This is a genomic window from Cohnella fermenti, assembly GCF_004801405.1.
GTDB classification, from domain to species: Bacteria; Bacillota; Bacilli; order Paenibacillales; family Paenibacillaceae; genus Cohnella; species Cohnella fermenti.
Map to the genome: position 1 here is coordinate 13,778 of NZ_SSOB01000026.1, position 20,653 is coordinate 34,430.

Annotated in this window: 12 protein-coding genes; all 12 read right to left on the reverse strand. The window is 57.8% G+C overall.

The features are described 5' to 3' along the window. Nucleotides 1-26: 26 nt before the first annotated feature. Nucleotides 27-4,124, reverse strand: a complete 4,098-nt coding sequence (locus E6C55_RS19470) for a glycoside hydrolase family 2 protein (protein ID WP_230986762.1) — start codon at nt 4,122-4,124, stop codon at nt 27-29. Continuing rightward, on the reverse strand, nt 4,124-4,849 hold the full coding sequence (locus E6C55_RS19475; RefSeq protein WP_230986763.1) for a hypothetical protein: 726 nt from the start codon (nt 4,847-4,849) through the stop codon (nt 4,124-4,126). Before E6C55_RS19475 ends, E6C55_RS19470 begins: the two co-directional genes overlap by 1 nt. Before the next feature lie 382 nt (nt 4,850-5,231). After that, nucleotides 5,232-9,047, reverse strand: a complete 3,816-nt coding sequence (locus E6C55_RS19480; protein WP_230986764.1) for an Ig-like domain-containing protein — start codon at nt 9,045-9,047, stop codon at nt 5,232-5,234. Nucleotides 9,048-9,156: 109 nt separating this feature from the next. Continuing rightward, nucleotides 9,157-10,683 carry an ABC transporter substrate-binding protein gene (locus E6C55_RS19485; protein WP_136371487.1) on the reverse strand — a complete coding sequence of 509 codons (1,527 nt, stop codon included), beginning with the start codon at nt 10,681-10,683 and terminating at the stop codon, nt 9,157-9,159. Nucleotides 10,684-10,719: 36 nt separating this feature from the next. After that, nucleotides 10,720-11,604 carry a carbohydrate ABC transporter permease gene (locus E6C55_RS19490; RefSeq protein ID WP_136371488.1) on the reverse strand — a complete coding sequence of 295 codons (885 nt, stop codon included), beginning with the start codon at nt 11,602-11,604 and terminating at the stop codon, nt 10,720-10,722. A 13-nt stretch (nt 11,605-11,617) separates the two neighbouring features. After that, nucleotides 11,618-12,649: an ABC transporter permease gene (locus E6C55_RS19495; protein ID WP_136371489.1), complete on the reverse strand. Its 1,032-nt coding sequence runs from the start codon at nt 12,647-12,649 to the stop codon at nt 11,618-11,620. A gap of 341 nt (nt 12,650-12,990) precedes the next feature. Next, nucleotides 12,991-14,370 carry a response regulator gene (locus tag E6C55_RS33900; protein ID WP_330999640.1) on the reverse strand — a complete coding sequence of 460 codons (1,380 nt, stop codon included), beginning with the start codon at nt 14,368-14,370 and terminating at the stop codon, nt 12,991-12,993. Then, the gene (locus E6C55_RS19505) at nt 14,282-16,060 is read right to left on the reverse strand and encodes a sensor histidine kinase (protein WP_136371491.1); all 1,779 of its coding nucleotides are present in this window, start codon (nt 16,058-16,060) and stop codon (nt 14,282-14,284) included. Before E6C55_RS19505 ends, E6C55_RS33900 begins: the two co-directional genes overlap by 89 nt. A gap of 21 nt (nt 16,061-16,081) precedes the next feature. Continuing rightward, entirely contained in the window at nt 16,082-16,978 is an 897-nt protein-coding gene (locus tag E6C55_RS19510) for a nucleoside hydrolase (protein WP_136371492.1), read from the reverse strand. Nucleotides 16,979-17,000: 22 nt separating this feature from the next. Further along, nucleotides 17,001-17,882, reverse strand: a complete 882-nt coding sequence (locus tag E6C55_RS19515; protein ID WP_136371493.1) for a carbohydrate ABC transporter permease — start codon at nt 17,880-17,882, stop codon at nt 17,001-17,003. Nucleotides 17,883-17,892: 10 nt separating this feature from the next. Continuing rightward, nucleotides 17,893-18,807, reverse strand: a complete 915-nt coding sequence (locus tag E6C55_RS19520; RefSeq protein ID WP_136371494.1) for an ABC transporter permease — start codon at nt 18,805-18,807, stop codon at nt 17,893-17,895. A 69-nt stretch (nt 18,808-18,876) separates the two neighbouring features. Then, a complete protein-coding gene (locus tag E6C55_RS19525) occupies nt 18,877-20,559 on the reverse strand; it encodes an extracellular solute-binding protein (protein ID WP_136371495.1) in 1,683 nt (560 codons plus the stop codon). Between the last annotated feature and the right edge of the window lie 94 nt (nt 20,560-20,653).

The following is a 20,653-nucleotide window of genomic DNA, read 5'->3' on the forward strand; positions in this document are numbered from 1 at the left end:
TCTGTATTCGATCGAGTTCATTCGATCTATTTCGGTTCGACCTCGCCTATCGTCAGCCGATATTCGAGATCGTTCATTGCCGTACCATCCGCATTGTGGAAAAAAAGTCCAAGCGAACAAGGAGCTTCTCCGCAGAGAACGACGACAATGAGCCGGTTGATTCCTTCGCGGAGAACAATCCGGTTGCCCGGCAGGGCGACCGGCGTTCCGTTCCAGATCAGCTCGTACGGATCGTTGCACTCGGCCCTTAGCGTCCCGACCCGACCGGCTTCGGGCGAATAAACAAAGCAACTGAACAGCCACGGCTGCCCGTTCGGGGACGGAATGCGGAACCGGCCGTCCTGCGGGTCCCGCTCCCGCTTCAGCATCCAGCCGTACAGCCCTTCCCCCAGGTTGTTCAAGGAGAATTCCGGGTCGGCATAATAGGCGCGCATCTCGTCGAGCGGAACATGGGGCGGGCAAGGCAGCGCCATAATCGCTTCGACTGCGGTCTCCGCATCCCCCTTGACGCCCTCCAGCTCGCCGTCCGCGAACGCGGCCCCCAGATTGCGGAGAAGCGCCGTGTAGAGCCGGATAAGCTTATCGTCTCCGGCATCCGGAAGCAACTGCGAGCAGATCGCCGAGCCGCGGCCAAGCTCCGCCTTAAGCAGGAATGTCCCGGGCTTCCTCGCCTTCTTCCGATTGAGTTCGACAAGCGCGAGCCGGCTGTACTCCGCCGTAAGTCCTGCGACGAAGTAATCCTGCCATGCCGTTCCCTCGACGCTGACGCCCAGAGCCGCCGTCCCTTCCGCCTCCAAGCGGCGGGAGGCCAGAATCCGGTTCATCGTGTCTCTCGGGGACAAGAACACCTTGTCGCAGCCGAACAGGTCGACCGGGCTGAAGCCGCTGACCTCCGGGTACGAATAATCGGCCTCGAGGTGATACGATTCGTGCGCGTCGACCTTGACCGGCCGGCCCAGCAATCGGCCAAGCGCTTCCTCGTCGTCCTTGTCCGCGGGCAGGACGACAACCCGGCCTCCGGCTTCCGCGAAGCGCCGGGCCGCTTCGGCCGCCCCCGGCTCGCGGAGCCTCGCGGCTTCGGCGACGAGCAGCCTGCGCCCTTCCAGCTCCGCGTCGCCCAGCCGGCCAAGCGGCTCATACGCCAGCTTGAGCCCTGCGAGCAGGCGCTCCGCCTCGCTTCCGGGCGCGACGAACGCCGCCGTCCGGGAAGCGTCTTGGCCTCCTGCCGCCGGAAGGCCGACGTACGCGAGCATGTTGCGCAGCAGCAGCATCGCTTGCGGCACTCGGTCCGCATGGCTCATCACGTCGAGTTGATTCGCGAGGAACAAGCCCGCACCGCTGCGATATTCCAGAAGCGGAGTCCACAGGTCGCCGCCGTCGCCGAAGTCGCCGGCGCCGCATTCGAGCAGCAGCGTGTAGTTGCCGGCGGCCGGCTTGAAGAACGCGGCGCCGATGATCGGGTCGGGTCCCTCCTCGCCGGAAGCCTCGCGCCAGAACATCAGGTCGTCGTCGCTTATCCCCGCCAGAACCGGATGAGCATAGCTGCCCGCGTGCGCGCGCATGAAGCTGCGGCGGGACAGCGCCAGCTTGCCGAGCGAGAGCTGCCGCTGCTCCAGCAGAAGCAGACGCCCGCCCGCCGCGACGAACCGCTGCAGGCTGCGCTCGAGGCTTCCGTCCGGATCGGCTGCGCCGCTTCCGACGATCAGCAGGCTGCCGCCGCTCCGCTTGCCGATGTCCGGCTCCGCGATTCTCTCGCACGCCGGAATCAGGCGGCGGAGAAGGACGTAGTCGGAATCGCCGCCGACATAGGCGACCGGGCGCGCGACCGCCACGGGTTCCTCCCGCAGCCGGCTCGAATAAACCTTGCAGCGGACGGTCAGCTCGTGAACCCGCTCGCCGTCGTGCGTCAGAACGGCCGCGAGCTCAGCCACGGCGGCGCAAGCGGCGCCGGATACCGCGCCCTCCAGCGTTCCCGCCGTCTTGTCCGGCGTCCAGCGAAGCTCGACGGTCCGGCGTTCCGCGGGCTCGTGGCGGAAGCGGAACGTCTCGTCATGGACAAGCTTGCCGTCCTGGACGATCCGGCAATGGACAACGGCATCGCGAGCCTGAAGCGTGTCGTTGTACACGTCGAGACGACGGACGATCGGCTCGTCGTCATAGAACGATCGGTTGTATTCGCGCGGAATGATCGTCGCCGCCTTGAACGCCGCCGCCATGACGGCGAACGCCGGGTTCGGGCGATAAGCCGGGTATTCCTCCGGCAGCAGCCCGTTGTTCAGCGTCAGCGAATAGGCCGGAATGCGGCCGATCGGCGTACCTGAGACGCCCTCCGTCAGAATCACGTTTTCGTCCGGCATCGCCCGCATGAAGTAATGGGCGAAGTTGAACGTGCTGATGCCGGAGACGCCCTCGCGGCGGGCGTATTCGACGAACAGCCGCTCCTTCTCGGCAAGGCCGAGCGCGCTCTCGTCGGTGCCGCGATAGACCGATAACCCCGCATAGGGGCTGGCATTCTGCGGACAGATGTACCACCAGCCGCCGTGCTCGCCGAAGACAAGCGGGACGGAGCGGTCCCACTGCGCGACCGTGCCGTCGATGTTGTAGTGGCGGCTCTCCACCTCGGTCGCTTCCTTCGCCAGCAGCCGATTGTCTCCCTCGGCGATGACGAGGCGTGTCGGATCAAGCTCCTTCATCATCGCGATCCAGCCGGGCATATGAAGCTTGAAGCCGTCCCGGCCGTCGACCCAGCGCATCTCGTTCTGGAGGCTCCACATCACGACGGAAGGATGGTTCTTGTCCCGGCGCAGCAGCCGCCGGATATGCGCGGTGCAATTCGCGATATAGTCGGGATGGTCCGCCTGCATTGTTTTGCCCGAGCCGTAGATCGCCGTCTCGTCGACAATGAGCATTCCTTCCTCGTCGGCGAGGTCCAGATAACGGGACGGGTACGGCTCCGCATGGAGTCGGATGCTGTTGATCCCGACCTCCTTGCACATCCGGTACCAGTTGCGGATGTAGGCGTCCGTCATCTGCAAGGCGCCCTGGAAGTGCCACGAATCGCCGCGCAGGTTGATCGGCACGCCGTTCAGCATGAACTGCGGCCCCTCGGCCCAGAACTCCCGGAAGCCGAACGTCTCCGTGCGGGAGTCCACCCTCTCGCCGTCCAGGCGAAGCTCCAGCTCCGCCTCGTAGAGAACCGGGCAATCCGGACTCCAGAGCTTGGCGCTCTTCCAGTCCAGACGGAAGACGGCCTGCCAGGTCCGAAGCCCGGCCGCGTCGTTCTCGCAGAGGCGTCCGTTCGTCCCTTCCGGCGAATCCCCCTCTGCCGACACCTCTTCCGCTTCCGCCTCGGCTTGGAGAATATATTCGCTATCCTTCGCGTTTCCCCGCTCCCGCACCCGCAGCACCGCCGCAAGCCTCTGGCGGCCGGGGCCGCGTTCGGCAACCGATTCGACCGAGGCCAGCACCTCAAGGGTCCCTTGCCGAACGGAGGTGCGAATGACGACGTCCGCCAACGCCGTCTTCGGGCAGCTCTCGAGCCGGACATCCTGCCAGATGCCGCGACTGACATAGCTGAACCAGGAGCCGGCCAGCCCGGTGATCTTCTGCTGACCGGAGGCGATCGTCACCCGGTCGAAGCGGCCGATGACGACATGCAACTCATGCTCGCTCCCCGGCACGGCCCGCTCCGTAATATCCAGCCGAAGCGGCAGGTAGCCGTCCTCCCAGCTCGCGATCCGCTCCCCGTCGAGATAGATAACCGCCTTCTCCATAACGCCGTCCAGCCGCAGGACAATCCTCTGTCCGGCCATCTCCGCCGGAACCCGGAAGCGGCGGTGCAGCACGCCCGCTTCGGCATCGTTCCACTCCTGCGGATAACCGTAGAGGTCCAGCGGAGCGTAGCCGTGTTCGGGAATGGCGCCGAACAGCTTCCCCCGCGCGTTGATGAAGGAGCTCTTCCAGCTCGAAGGCACCCGCACCTTCCGCTCCTCGTAGACAAGCCGCTCCGGCAGCTCGCGCCGCTGCGGCTCATCGTACAGCGGCATGAAGTCCCAGTCGCCGTTTAAGATCACCTCTTGTCGTTCCGCCGTCACCGATTGCTGTTCCTTCATTCGTTCCGCCATCAGCTCCGCCTCCCTTCTTCTCCCCGCGTCTCGAGGACGAGCGTCAGCCGGCGCCAGACGCGTTCCTCCGGCTTCGCCCCCTCCCACAGGACGAAGTGGGGGTCCATGACCGCCTGCCAGTCGTCCGGGCGCAGCTTCGTCTTCAGCTTCCCTTCGTACGGGGCGGGCTCAACCGTGGCCGGCAGCTCGGAATAGAAGAACAGCACGTTCTCATGCAGACCGATGATGCCGTACTTGTCGCCATCCCCCGGCCGCTCCTCCTGGTACTGGTAGTGGTAATAGACGTAGCTGGCAATCTCCTCCGGCTTCAGCACGGCCATCCGCCCGAACGGTGTCCGCTCCGGATTGCGGCGCTGCCAATGCTCCCGCGACACCGGCCGCTGATAGTGGAAAATATCCGTCATCGGAGCCCAATGGCGAACTCCGCGCGTCTCTTCGCGTTCGCCTCCGGCCCGCTCGCCGAGCGCCCCGCCGCCCGCTCCTCCCGGCCAAGCCGCCAGCCACTCGCTTGCCTCGGCGAACAGCGAATCCGGCGTTAGCTCCTCCTCCTCGCTCTCACTCTCGCAATAGAAGAACCACTCGTCTCCGTATGCGAACAGACTCGCATTGTCCACGGCGAATCCGAATCGGCTCCTCCACCCCTCGGCGTCCCGCTTCAGAGCCTTCAGGCAGGCTTCCGGCTCCGTTCCCGGCCGGCATTGCGCTCGGTACATGCAACGTCTCATGGCTGTCTCTCCTCGCGAATCTTGTAGGTGTGAATCTAGGTATGAATCCAGGTATAATTCAGACGCAAAATCGTTAAGGCGACCCTCCCGAGGGGAGGATCGCCGCTGCCATCGCGATTCGCTGCCTTCGATTTAACGCCGGCAATTTGCGATTTTATGCGTTTTTTCACATTCGCCGACGGGAATTGGCGGGCATCGCGACCCTTTTATGCGATTTTTGACATACATGCGACTGCTCGAACCGAGATTCCCTCCATATATGCTGTTTTTCACATAAAACCGCTCAAACCGCCCGCCGCCAAGCTGCACGAATGCGAAATTTCACATAAATCTCCGACACCAGGCAGTATCGGCGGGGCGACCCGTGCCCCGATTCCGCAGCCTAAGCCTCCGTCTCCTCCTCCGGTTCGACCAGGGAGAACTTCACGTCGTCGAACATCAAGTAGCTGAAGCCGCTGGCGTAGAAGCCGACCTTGCCGGACGGCCGATGGTTCGGGTCCGTGCCTTCCAGCTTCAGAACGCCGTCGACATACACCTTGTAGCTTGCGCCCTCAACCACGACCTTGATGTTGTAGACGGTGTCCGCCGCGAAGTCCTGTTCCGGCTGGTCAACGGTCTTCAAGCTCAGCCAGCTCGTATTGTACAGAATCCAGGACGACGTTCCGTCCGCCTTGCTCTTGTAGCCGATCCGGGTCGAGCCGACCGAATCCTGCTTGTCGAAGATGTACAGCGTGCCGTTCTCCGGCATCGTCTCCGGCGTCTTCAGCTTGAACTCAAGCTGGTAATCCGTGAACGTCTTGTCCAGAAGGCCCGTCGCGCCGTTCAGAATTTTGTACCAGCGGTTGCCGTACACGTCCGCCGCGACGCTGCGGTTCGGATCGACCGGCCAGCCGTTGCCGCCGGATTCGAAGTCCGTGAAGTGCATGACGCTCGAGACCGTGATATGGATCTGCGCCGAAATGTTCGAGTACACCGCCGAGGTTACGGAGATCGTCGTCTCGCCCAAGCCGACCGCGCTGACCGTTCCGTTCGCGTCAACCGTCGCAATCGCCGGGTCGGCCGATTCCCAGAGCAGCGCCGTGTCCGGCGTATCGGACGGATCGAGCGCAACCGCAAGCGTCTTCTGCTCGCCCGCCGTCAGGAGCACGCTGCTCTCATTCGGCAGAATCCCGGCGAGCTGTGTCGTCGGCTCCTTGAACTGAATATCGTCGATGAGCAGGCTCGGCATATCGCTGATGTAGAAGCCGACCTTGCCGGAGGCGTTGAACGTCGGATTCGTTGTCTTCAGCCGCGGCTGGCCGTCCAGATAGACGCTGATGTCGCCGCCCCTCGCGATAACCTTCACCTCGTATTCCGTGTCCGGCAGCAGATCGCGGTCCGGCAGCTTGACCTCCTTGACGGTCGCCCATGCGGCGTTGTAGAGCAGCCAGGAGGACGTGCCGTCCGGTCGGTTCCGATAGCCGATGCGGCCGGGTTGGTTCGTATTCTGCCGGTCGAAAATATACAGAGTAGCGTTGTCCCCCATCGTGGCCGGAGTCCGGATCTTGAACGTCAGCTCGTAATCGGAGAAGGCCTTCTCCTTGATGGCCGACGCCCCGTTCAGCAGCTTGTACCAGTGGTTCCCGTTCTCGGTGACGATGCTGCGGTTGGCATCCTGCGGCCACCCGTTGGCTCCGTTCTCGAAGTCGGTCCGGTCCATAACGCCGTCGCCCTGCGCCACGTGCACCACAACCGTTGCCGTCGCCGCCGGATTGTCCTGCGAGGTTACGGTCACCGTCGTATCCCCCACCGCAACGCCGGTGACGACTCCCGCCGCGTCGACCGTCGCGATCGCCGTATCCGCGGAGACGAAGCTCAAGATTTGATTGGTCGCATTCCAGGGAAGGAGCGCCGTCTGCAGCTTGACGCTGTGCCAACGGTCCACCGTGATCTCGTCGTTATACACGACAACATCCTGAACCGGGTACGAATCCGGGCTTGTCGCCGGCCCGACCTTGCCTTCCGTCCCCATCTCGCCGAACGGGATGTCCGGGAAGCCGGGAATCGCCGTGAAGACGGCCGCACTCGGCGCCAGCGACAGGTCTCCGTTCGCCAGATCGACGAAGCCCGGGTCGGTCGTCGTCACCCAGTTGTCCGCATATTGAACCAGATTGTACTTGTCGTACGCGCCATTCGCGTTCGTCGTGGAGCTGCGCGTCACCGTCGGATTGTAGACTACGTTGCCCTGCAAGGTGTTGGTGTCGGGGTAATAGCGGTTCTCCGTGAAGAAGTCCGCCAGCTCCGGGTACTTCGTCAGATACGGCGTGCCGACCCAATCGTTGTTCGCCGCGAACAGCGCCTGCCACTTCGGCATGTAATTCTTCGCGATCTGGCCGTCCGGGCTGTCCCCCAGATACAGATCGGAGTAGTCGTAGGGCACCTTGGCGTCGACAATGATGTTGTTCTTCGTCCGGATGTGCGACCCGCCGTTGTTGAGAATGGCCGAATTGCCCATCTTGTAGAAAATATTCTCCTGAATCGTAATTCCCATCGTGAAGTTGTCGGGGTAAATGCCCTGCACGCCCGCCTTGCTCTCCCCGATGTTGTGGAAGTAGTTGCGGTAGATCAGCGTGCCGCGGCTCTGCGGCTTCTCCCCTTCGTTCATGTAGATCGCCCCGAGGTCCGAGAACATTTTGCACACGTCGTAGATCTCGTTGTACTCCACCAGATGATCGTTGCCGAAGATCAGCACGCCCGGATGGGGCGCATCGTGCAGCTCGTTGTGCGACATCCGGTTCCCGACCCCGGACAGGTGGACGCCGGGATTGTACGCCTTGTGGTAGTAGGCGAAGTCGTGAATGTGCGAATTCTCGACGAAGTTGTTGCCGGGCTCGAGCGTTGTCCGATTGCCGCCGGTCAGCGTAACCGCCGTTCCGCCGATATGGTGAATGTGCGTGTTCCGCACGCCGTTGTAAGTGCCTGCGCCGGGAACGATCTCGCTGTAGAAGAAGCGGCTCTGCGTGTTGATCAGCACGCCGCTGTTCGTGAAGTTGCGAATCTCGCTGTTCTCGATGGTGGTGTGGCTTCCTCCCGCGATGACGGCGGCCGAATCCCGGCCGTTCTCGAGAATCAGCCCGTCGAAGGTGATGTAGGACGCGTTAAGCGCGTTGATCATCGGCGTCTTCAGCATCGTGACGGTGATCTCCGGGCTTGCGCTGGCCAGGAATTCCGCATTCGGCAGGTAATACAGCTTGCCGTTATCGCGGTCGATGTAATACTCGCCCGGCATGTCGATCTCCTCAAGCAGGTTCGATGCGAAGTGGAAGTCCGGGTACCAGTTCTTGAAGATGCCGCTCATCTCGCCGTAGCGCAAGGTAATCGTCTTGTTCGTCGTGTCGATGGACTCGATCTTGTTGTACGACCATTCCCAACTGTAGCCGAAGATGCCGTCCAGCCAGATGTCGTCCGCCTGCGTCCAGTACTGCGGGCGATCGTACGTATACGTGAACGTGCCGCCGCGATCCTGCAGGTCCGCGTCCTTCTTCGTCGGGCCGGGGTCGAGAATCTCGTCCATCTGCACCGTGGAATCGTTCGGCCAGCGGGCGAGCGTCATCCCCTGGCCTTCGACATACAGCTCCATCGGCGGCACCTGACTGAGGTCGTTCGCCAGGTAATAGCCGTGGCGGCTGATGACGCCGTAATCGGTCAGGCCATGGGCGGCGAGGTCATAGACAAGCACCTTCCCGCGCGCATCCGGGTCGATGATGCGGCTGAGCACATCCGTGTCGGTCACGGGAACGAAGCCGTTCTTCTCGAGGTTATGACCGCCCGTCAGCCGGACGGTCTCGCCGGGATACGCCTTGTAGACGATCGGCTTGCCGGCCTCGCCCGAATCCGCCTCGCCCAGCTCGAAGCTGGACGTGCGCTCGTATACGCCTTCCCTTAAGATGACGGTAATGCCGCCCGTCGGAAGGCCTCCCTTGCCATGGGTCTTCAGCCCGCGAATGACATCGCGCGCCTTCTCCAGCGTCTTAAACGGGTGGTTGATCGTCCCCAGATTGGAATCGCTTCCATTCGGCGCTACATAAAGAGCCTTGCCGAGCATGCCCGCTTGCGGGTCATTGCCCCCGGCCCCGGCGTAGACGGGTGAGAACACTTGCGGAAGCGACAGCAACAGGCTTACAAGAAGCATAGAGATGAAGCTCTTACGAATCATCATTTCCCTTCCTCTCATTTATAAGATTAACGCGCGAAGGCCCGCCGGCTCGCCTTGAGCGGCGGACCTCCGCGCGCAACTTACGCCCTGCGAATTCGTCCTTGGGCAGATCTTACTTCAGTCCCGCTTCCTTCAGGTACGCTTCGAATTGCTTCGTCACTTCGGCGACGTACTTGTCTTCGCCGGCTTCCTGCAGCTTCTTGTAGAAGCTCGGCCATGTCTCGTCGAAGTCGAGCGTACCGGTCGTCAGCCCTTTCTTGTACTCGCCCCATACTGCGTTCAGGTTGGCGATCTCGGTCACGACCGGTTCGGAGTTGAACTTGAAGCCGCCGATCGGATTGAGTTCGGCCGCCTCGTTGATCTTCTTCGTCTGCTCCCAGACATCCTTCGGTTGGCCTTCCTTCAGGTAGGAGTTGAATACGCTTCCGAATACCCAGTCCATGTTCGGGCGATACTTCGTATCCGCCACCGGCGTGATATAGCCGTCCGCGTCCTTCGTGTAATGCTCGCCCTCGATGCCGTTGATGATCAGGTTATACAGTTCGGGATCGCTGTTGACCAGGTCAAGCAGCATCATCGCGCGATCCGGGTTCTTGGACGTGCGGCTGATCGATTGGTTCGTCGTGGCCGAGTAGCCGTTCGTGAACCAGTCGCTGATCGGGACAACAATGACATCGTTGCCGCCGTTCTTGGCCTTGACCTCCGCTTCGACGCCCGGCTTCAGGACGTTGTTGAACTCGACGGCGAGCTGCCCCTTGGCCTGGTAATCGTTCATCTTGGCCGTGGCCGCATCCTTGTAGATGTAGCCTTCCTTATACCACTTGCTCATGAGGCGGTAGGTGTCCAGCTCTTCCTCCGGATAGCGATACAATTGGTACGTCGGGTCGTCCGTCTTGATGTAGAAGTGATCGTCCAGGCCGGGAACGCCCCAGAAGGTATCGTCGTGGGTGATCGGAACATAGAAGCCGTTGAACGGAATAATATCCGGCTCGCCTTGCTTAAGCTGCTCGAGGAACGGCTCGATGTCGGCCATCGTCTTGATGGAGGCCGTGTCGAGATTGTACTTGTCGGCGAACCGCTTCTGGATAATGAAGCCGTAGCGGGAACCGTTGATCTGCTGGTTCGCGATGCCGTAGATCTTGCCGTCGACGGTCAGGCCGTCCCACATGTACTGCGGCATATCCGCCTTCAGCGTCGGAGCGTATTGGTCGAGCAGGTCGTCAAGCGGAAGCAGCGCCCCCTTGCGAACGAGCTCCTCCGGCTTGATCAGGTAGCCGGTCCACATGATGTCGAATTCTTCTCCGGCAGCCAGAACGGTGTTCATCTTCTGCACGTAGTCCCCGATCGAGACCGGCTTCAGCTTCACCGTCGTGTTGATCTTCTCTTTGAGAATCTTGTTGACGGCGTCTTCCACCTTCTGCTGGTCCGGCTGCAGTTGGCTGAGCGGATAATACCAGCTCAGTTCAACCGGCTTCAGCTCGGCGCTCGACGCGGACGGCGATGCGGCGCCCGAAGAAGACGGAGCCTCGCTCGTCCCGGCAGCATTCTTGCCGTTGTTGTTGCTTGATGCGCAGCCGGCGACAAGCGATGCGGCAGCGACCATGGTCAGTGCGGACAGGCCTAGCTTTCTCTTCAACATGCGTGCGACCTCCTACATTTTCTGTTGTTTATTATGTTAACCCTTGAGGGAGCCAACCGTAAGTCCTCGGATAAAGAAGCGTTGGAAGAAGGGGAAAATAACGAGCATCGGCCCTCCCGCCAGCACGGCAATCGCCATTCGCGCGGAATTGTTCGGGAAGTCGGCCAGGTCGATGCCAAGCTGCTGCGAGAATTCCGAATTCGTCGTAATGAACTCGATGCTGTTGAGCGTTCTCACAAGCAGAAGCTGCAGGGGCACCTTGTTCGGATCGTCGATGTACAGCATGGCGTTAAACCACTCGTTCCAATAAGCGAAGGCGATGAGCAGGCCCAGCGTAGCGAGTGCCGGAGTCGCCAGCGGCAGGATAATCCGGAAGAAGATCCGATACTCCTTCGCCCCGTCGATCTTGGCCGACTCGATGACCTCGAGCGGAATCTTGGACAGGAAGCCCTTCATGACCATGATATTGAACGGCGACAGCAGAATCGGCAGAATCAGCGCCAGCAGGCTGTCCTTCAGGTGCAAGTATTGCGTAATCAGAATATAAGAAGGAACGAGTCCCCCGCTGAACAGCATGGTGAAGAACACATAGAACGTGGTGGCCCGGCTATAGCGATAATCCGGCCGGGAGATGACGTAAGCGGTCATCGCGGTGATGAGCAGGCTGACGAGCGTTCCCGCGATGGTGACGAATATCGTCACCCCGTATGCCCGGAACAGAATATCCGGCGAATCGAGCATGTAGCGGTACGCATTCAGGCTGAAGTCGCGGGGAATAAACTGATAGCCGTGCTGCGTGAGCGATTGTTCGTCCGTCAGGGACACCGCGATGACGAGGAGAAACGGCAGGACAACAAGAATCGACAGAATCGTAAAGAACGTGTGATTGAGCAGCTTCGCAACCGAATATTTCGCTTCCATCCTCTTGCCCTCCTTACCACATCGAGTGTTCCGGGTTTATTTTCCTAACGATGCCGTTAGCCAGCAGCACCAGGATAAACCCGACGACGGATTGATAGAACCCGACCGCGGCCGACATGCTCACGTTCCCGACCTCGCGGAGCGCCCGGTACACATAGGTATCGATGATGTCCGTGGAGGAGTAGAGGAAGCCGGAATTGTTCGGAATGAAGTAGTGCAGGCCGAAGTCGCCGCGGAACATGCTGCCGATCGACAGAATGCTCATGATGATGATGAGCGGCGTCAGCAGCGGAACGGTAATCTTGAGCGCCATCTGGCGCTTGGTCGCGCCGTCGATCCGGGCCGCCTCGTAATAATCGCCGCTGATGCCCATGATGCCGGCGAAGTAGATCAAGGTCGTGAACCCGATCGCCTTCCATAGATGCACCAGGATCAGAATGAACGGCCACGGCGCGGAATCCCGGTACCAACTGATCGGATTCATGCCCAGCGACTCGAGTGTCCGGTTGATGAAGCCGTCGGAATGGTTCAGGAACGCATAAGCGATGTAGCCGACGAGCACCCACGACAGGAAGTGGGGCAGGAACAGCGCCGTCTGGTAGAACCTCGTATACCTCGCCTTCAGCTCGTTCAGCAGCACCGCCAGCAGCAGCGCCCCGATCGTCGTGAACACCATGTAACCGAGATTGTACAGCACCGTGTTGCGGGTAATTCGCCAGGCGGTGTCCGTCGTGAACAGGAACCGGAAGTTGTCGAGGCCGACCCACTTGCTGCCGAACATCCCGAGATCATACCGGTAGTTCTTGAAGGCAATGATAAGGCCCACCATCGGGAAGTAAGCGAAGATCAGCTTGTACAGAATGCCCGGAACCGACAGCAGCAGCAGCTCGCGGTTCGTCTTCAGGTGCTTCAGCTCCCGGCCGAGGAACGACTTGGGCTTAGGCTTGGGCTCGGGACCTGCGACGGGCTTTAATGGGGTGCGTGATGGTGCTTGAGCGGCGCTTGCGGATTCGTTGTGTGCAGGGTGCGCGCTTGGGTTCGTCATCGCGAGTGCTCCTTCCTTGCCGTCATACTCGCCGCCGGATCGGGTCCGGCTTGCAGGTTTAACGATAGCTCAGAGCCCCCGGAAGACGGTACTGTACATATGCAGGATTCCTGTAAAGCGCGGCTGTACGTGTGCAGGAAATCTGTAGCGGCGCGGCTTGCGAGGCTGTACAGAGCTTAGAAGGGTGTAGTGGCGATGCGCTTGCGTCGTGGTTACTCATCTTGGGGCGATCAAGCGGCGATGGGCGGGGAAGCGGAATCCCGGGAACGCCAACAGCCCCCATCTCATGATGGAGGCTTCGTTTAGCTTCGTCCGTCTGGTTCTTGCAGACCTCAACTCCGTTAGAGAAACATCTTGGCCTTGAACTCCTGCGGGGACATCCCGAACAAATTGCGGAATACCTTGGCGAAGTAATTCGGGTTATGATAACCTACGCGTCTGGCCGCTTCGCTCACTTTCATTCCATCCTGAAGCAGCAGCTGACGCGCCGCATTCATTTTCTCCTTCGTTATGTAATGACTGAGCACTTCGTCTGTAGTCTGTTTGAACAACCGGGACAGATAAGTCGGATTAACATGGAACCGCCTGGCCAGGATGTCCAACGACAAATCCTCGCTTAAATGATGAATGACATAACTCTTCAATTGCTCGATCAGGACAGAGCCTGCGGGCTCCTCGCTCCGGGTTGCCGACGGTGCAGCGTGCTCTCGCCCCCCCATATCCATCCATATTCCCGTTCCGGTCGAATGCAGCAATTGTTCGTTCATGAGGCGGTAATAAGGTCCAAGCTCTCCCCAGTTGATTGGAACAGAACGAAATACGACCGACAACGAGACTCCCAACAGCCGGAACACGGTATTCTGTACACTTTCCATAATAAAGGCAATCTTATCCGTATCGCGAGGAGAAGGAGAATCCGATTGCACAAGCATACCGATTAAACGGTTCTCCAGGCTTATGGTCTCCAGATGAAAACCGTGTTCCAGCATCTCTTCGGTCATATTGTGTATTGCGAAACGAATCAGCGCTGCATCCGCAGCCTGGAATCGTTCTCCCCAATAATCGATTCGCATTAACGCAAGGAATACGTCGCCTTGCTCGTCGAGCGACACTTCCAACAATCCCAATGTGGACTTTATAGAGCCGCCGGGCGGTATGTTTCTGGGCTGCAGCAATAAATCGCCAAGAATTTGATTCTTCAGGTTGTCATTGGATACTTGGAGCTTCTGCCGCGCCTTGCTGATGGACATCATCTCGTCCAGGCTTTGATCGAGCTCATGAATGGCCCGTTGCAAGCTTCCGATGATCTCTTCATCGTCGACCGGTTTAAGCAGGTAATCGTTAACGCCCAATTGTATGGCTTTCTTGGTATATTCAAAGTCCGAATGCCCCGTCAGGAATATCACCTTGCACTTCCAGCCCGCCTTCCTGACCGACTCTATCCATTCCAAACCGCTTATTCTGGGCATCCGAATATCGGCCAATACGATGTCGAACAGGGCCCGCTCCATATACTCTTGCGCTTCGCCGGCAGAATAAGCGAAGCGTATCTCCTTCAAGGGGAGTTCATGGGATGAGATCATCTGCGCCAAGCCTTCGACAATGGACGGTTCATCGTCGACAATCAGCAGCCTATACATACGAATCATCTCCTTGCCTCGGATCGTTGCTCGATTGTGCAGGTCTATGGAAAACAAAAGAGACCCGGGTTCCCCGTTCATCGCTTTGGATGTGCAGGCCTCGCGACGATTCGTAGCTGCGCAGCAATCGTTGGTGGACATTCCACAGTCCGCAATGCGCCTGGTCATAGACAGGACTGCTGAGCAATTGGACAACCTCCTGCATTCGCTGTTCGGTCATTCCCACCCCATTGTCGCTCACAATGGCTTGCGCCATCTCCGCTGTTCCGGTAATCTTGACCTCAATGTGCCCAACTCCTTCTTTCTCTTCAAGCCCATGCAGGATGCTATTCTCGACAAGCGGCTGCAGCAACAGCATGGGGATAAGCAGATCGCCCAACTCTTCTTGGATATCCATGCGGTAAGTCAGCTTATTGGAGAATCTTAGGGTTTGTATCTCCAGATAGGTGCGTGTAAATTCCACTTCGTCTCGAAGGCGAACATACTCCGACATGGAGTGCTGGGTAACAAACCGGAAGTAGTCGCCCAAATATTTAAACAATCTGGATGCATTGTCCGTCTCTCCCGACTTAGCCATTCGATATCCTTGGTATAGACAGTTAAACAGAAAGTGGGGATTGATTTGGGATTGAAGCTGCTTTAGCTGCGCTTCTTGCAACTGGATCTTCTTAATCAGCATCTCTTGAACAAGAACTTGTATCTGCTCCGTCATGCTGTTGAACTGCTTATAAACGTAACCGAACTCGTCCCCTTGCGCATGGGAAAGCCTCGTGCCGTAGTTGCCCTTCTCCACGGCCCTCATCGAAGCAATAAGGGTCTGCAGCGGCGAATGGATCTGCTTGTAGATAAAGATCAGGAACAGCGTAATAATGACTCCCGTTATAACCCACAGCCAGCCCGACCACTGGCGCAACTGGTGCATCGGTCTCAGCAATTCGCGTTCGTTGGCATAAGCGATGATGCTGAACAAATTGTCTGCGGAAGGCTCCGTCAGAATCACATAATGACTGTTGCCTACCTGGACATTGTATTGAGAGGGAATATTCGGAGCATCATTATTCATGGCCGCATAGATCCCCTCATCGAGATCGGACGAAGAGGTGCCTTCAATGAACTGATTGCCGGCCGTCTCGACCAGGAATACATGGAAGGCGCTGTCTTCCTCGATCGCCTTTAAGGCATCGACGATTCGATTCTTATAAATATTTACTCCGATATAGTAGGAAATGGTCTGCGGGTCGGGCCCGAGACCTGAGAATTCAATCGTATATGTCAGAAACTGACGATCCAGATACCGGTTGTACGTCGTGCTCTGCTGCGCAACGGCCGAGAGGATCTCCCGCTCCCTGGAGTCGATCTCCCTCAGTCCGTCGCGGAACGAGATGGATTCGTTCAACTCGGGATAGATCACGAAGACATCGGCGATATAATTGTTCGAGTAGCTTAACAGACTCATCTTGGTCTTCAGGTTCTGATAGATGGAGACGTTGCTGAAGCTGAATTTCTCCTGCTGCTGCAGGTAAAAGGCGGGGAGATCGGCATCGTTGCTCAAGACAATCAGCATCTGCCCGATATTGCGGAGTTCATCCTCCAATACCTTCATAAACAGGTTCATCTGCGCCCGGGACGATGCCTCGGCCCGCTCCGTTGCAGCGCTCTTGCCGATCTGGATCGTAATCAGAGCAAACATCATCAAAGGGATGGTCACCAGCAAGAAAACGATGACGATCTTCGTAAACACGCGAGTGCGCGGTATCCGGTTAGCAAACAAACGGCATCCTCCCTGCCACCTCTAGCTGATCATTAGCTCCTCCAGCAAACTCTCCATCTCCGAGGGCGATCTATTCAGAATAAGATAATGATGAAGGCCATCTCCCGGCTTCCATCCGTTAGAACCATCCGCCGACACTTCAATAGCTCCGCGTTCCGACAGGGTCCACCCGCTTTGCACCCCTCTTACGGCGAACAATACGGCGGTCAAATCCCAGCTTGGTCGCACGCCGTCTGCAAGGCCGAATCTCTCGTAGGCCAGCCGGACGGGATGGCGGGGAGGAGCCTCCTTCAACAAGCGCGCTCCCGTCATCAGTCTGCTTCCCACTTCGAATCCCGTATAGAAGATAGGCGTCGGCCAACTCGAGGCGATCTTCTGGGCGGATAAAGGCGCCATCTCGAAGTTCCATTCCTTGCCGCTCGGGAACGTGCCTCCCATAACGACAAGATGCTTCACTTTATCCGTAATAAGCTGCTTCCCGGACAATGGGCTTGTCTCATCCGGGGAAGAGGACAGTACATCCGCCAAATTCGTTAATGGACCAATGGCTACGACGACAATGGACTGATCCGGCGCATCGGCTAACATCTGCCTATAGAGAATGGTTGCGTCCGGAGCCGGAATGTCTCCCCGGAAGCGATTGGGATATTCAAGAGCCAGCGCTTTGTTGAAGGTCTCATACTCCGTCTTATCCAGAAATCCCGATTGCCGCAACGCGCCGACAGGGATATCGGGACGGCCGTAATAGGTATTGAGGGCATCCAGACAGCCTGCCCCCCACTTGCTCGAAGTGCAATGCATCATCGCAACAATGTTGGCTTCTTGCCGGGCTGCCAGGGAATGAAGAACGGCAACGGCTCCGGCATCGTCGCAATCGGGACCGATGTCCGTATCCAATATAATATTTACAGGCTTCATCTATCGTTGACCTCCTCCAAATTTACTCCTTGATCGAGCCCAGTACAATTCCTTTGGTGAAATGTTTCTGCAAGAAAGGATACACGAGCAGAATGGGAACCATCGCCATAAAAATCTGGGCCGAATACAAGGAGCGGCGTGCGGACTCGGCTGCGTTTCGCGCATCGTCAATCGTGACCGCCTTCTTCGTCTGATCCAGCAATGCCTGCAGATAAGTCTGCAACGGGTACAGCTCTACCTTGTTCATATAAATCAGCCCTGTAAACCATTCGTTCCAATGCATCACCATGGTAAATAAAATGATGGTTGCTACTGCGGGCATAGACAGCGGCAAATAAACTTTAAACAGTGTTACGATGTGACCTCCCCCGTCGATAAAAGAGGCCTCCTCCATCTCCCGCGGAAGCTGGCGGAAAAAGTTCAGCAGAAGAATAACGTGAAAGGTCTGAACCGCACTGGGCAGAACAAGCGCCCATACCGAATCGATCAGGTGCAACTGGGAGACCAGCATATATCCCGGAATAAGGCCTCCGCTGAACAGCATCGTAAATACGATTAGCCACACATAGACATTCCGATATGGAAAGGCATGTTCCTCCTTGGACAACGGATAGGCCATCAGAAACGTAATCAGCATGTTCACGCTCGCGCCGAGAAGCAGTCTTTTTACCGTGACAATAAGGGCAGCGTAGAACCTCTCGTTAGCCAAAGCCTCTTTATACGCTTCGAAGTTAAACCCGACTGGCCAGAGCCCGACCAAATTGGCATTGGCAGCCCCCTTCTCGCTAAGCGAGACCGCCATGAGATGCACAAGCGGGAGGACGCAGACCAATGCCACACCAATGACAAAGACCAGATTCCCTGCAGAAAACCATTTATAAGCGATCGAGTCGTATCTTCTCAAAGTGGACCTCCTAGAATATCCGATAATTAGCGAAACGCGAGGCTGCCCAATAGGAGATTGAGATTAGCACCATCCCGACGAAGGATTTAAGCAGTCCGACCGCGGTGGCCAAGCCGTATTGCATATCAATTAATCCGGCACGATAAACCCAGGTATCGATAATATCGCTGGTCTTATATACCAGCGGGCTGTACAGGTTGAAGATCTGGTCGAACCCGGCGTTCAGGATTCCCCCGATGCTGAGCGTCGCCATAAGAATGGCAATGGGCGCAATCCCGGGAAGCGTAATGTTGATCAATTGTCTCCAGCGACCGGCGCCATCCATAACCGCAGCCTCGTACAGCACCGGGTTGATGCCGCTTAGCGCCGCCAGATAGATAATGGTGGAGAAGCCGAATTCCTTCCACACATCCGTAAGTACGACAACTCCGCGGAACAAGCCGGGGTCTCCCAAGAAGAAGTAGGGGCCGAGGCCGAACCATCCCAAGATCCGGTTAACGGCTCCTCCATTCATGGACAATACATCAATCAGAATTCCGCCCAGAATAACCCAGGATAGGAAGTGCGGGAAGTACACCATGGTCTGAACGGAGCGCTTGATGCCGCTTTGCCTGATTTCATTTAACAATAGGGCGAATATAATCGGAACAAGCAGCCCGAGGACAATCTTCATAATGGCAATCGTTAACGTATTCACGATAATCTCGGTCGTATCCGGCAGGCTGAGCATATAGTCGAAATGTTGCAATCCGACCCACTCCGATCCGAAGAATCCCTTCGTCGGAACGAAGTCCTGGAAGGCAATGACGATCCCGATCATGGGAATGTACTGAAACAAAAATAACAGGGCCATTCCCGGCAGCAGCATGAGATGCAGCGGCCAGCTTCTTCTCCACTTTAACGGCTTTATTCGGATATAAGGCATTCCAATCTCCCCCCAAGCATGCAATCGGGCTTTGCTTGCGGCAAAGCCCGATGCTTCAAGCCTTATTGGTTATGGATTGATCTCTTCCAATATTTGATCTCCGCCCAACTTGTGATACTTCGCGACAAAGTCGTCGAACGTATCGATCGAGGCTCCCATGATGATGTTCGTGAACGTCTCCACTTCAAGCTTGCCTAGCGTCGGTCCCTTGGACAGCATGCTCGGGGTTGAAGCGCCGACATAAGCGGGGTAGACCAGATTCTTATAGCCGTCCAACACCGCTTCGGCTTCATAGTACATCTTCTCCATAGCCCAGCCTTGAAGTCCGCCCGGTTGGATTTGGTTAGCCAGCACATCCTTGGCTTTGGCCGATACAAGCTTCGATTCGTCCCCGGACTCTTTGTACGCCCGAAGCTCTCTGCCGACTTCCAAATTGCCGAACGGCGAATCGAAGAAGAACGGCTTGGCGTAGTTATGCGCCTCCAGACCTTTATGCGTCGTTGCCAGCGCCTCGTACCAACGAACCTGCGCTTCCGGGAACAGCTCCGGCTCCGAGCTGATCGCCATGTCCGTCCACAGATTCATCGACTTGACGATGGCTTCCGGGTGCTCGAATCCCTTGCGGACAACAATCCATTCATTGGTGAACGGCAACGCCTTCGGCACCGCCTCGCCGCCATCCAATGTCGGGATCGGGAAGGCGCTCCACTGGGCGTTCGGTTCGTTCTCCAGATTCTGCTTCAGCGGGTATAACGGATTCCAGAATGCTCCGAACATGATTCCCACCTTGCCGGCCATTACCTTCTCGGCGGTGACCGCAGCGTCCTTGATCCCGAATTCCGGATCGAACGCCCCCAGCGCGTAGAGCTCCTGCATCTTCTGCAACGCTTCCTTCATGGCCGGCTGGGTGCTGCCGTATACAATCTTGCCGTCTTGGTCTTCCACCATAATGCTCGGGTAAGCGCCGTAAGCAGAAGCGATCGCATCCATGGCCAGCGTGTTTGAACCGCTCTCCAAGGAAATCGCGTACGTATCCTTCTTGCCATTCTGATCGGGGTCGTTCTCTACGAAGGCTTTGGCCACCGCCGTCAGTTCGTCGATTGTGGCGGGCACCTTGAGTCCGAGATTGTCCAACCAGTCTTGTCGAATGTACATGATCGGAATGGAGTTGCCGTAATCCTTGGGCGCCGGTATCCCGTAGAGCTTGCCATCGACTTCGGCCGGGATAAACGATACCTTGTTCTGGTACTCGAGATTGCGCTTCAGCTCGGCAGAGGCATAGTCGCCGTAAATTTCCGTCAGATCCGCAAGCTGATCGTTCTTAATCATCTTCTGCATTTGTTCCGCACCCACAAGCAGAACATCCGGCAGGTCATTGCTTGCGATCGCCAAGTTGATCTTCTCCGTGAACTTGGACGCTTCGACAACGAATTTATTTTGGTACTCGATATTGAGAATTTCCTTGTTTAATCTCGTATGGATGTTATCGTCGACACTTTCTCCCTCGGCATAATTAATACCGGACCCGATCGTAGCGCCCATCGTGACCGTCACCGGTTCCGAATAGGCAAGCAGATTAATGTCCGATTGGGCGGGTGCAGCACTCTCCGACGCGGCGCTGGCCGGCGCGGATGCTGTCGAAGCGGTTGGCGAGCTCTCCGAATTGCCGCCCGAAGAACATGCCGAAGCAAGCAGCATCGCGGAGATCGTTCCCGTCAAGAGCGATGCCTTACCAATTTGTTTTCTAAACAATGTTAGCCCCCCTGGCTTGCGAATGATGGTTTACCCTCTCATTGTAGCTACGGTATCGGACGGAGATTAGACAAACATTTTTACCTTCGGGATA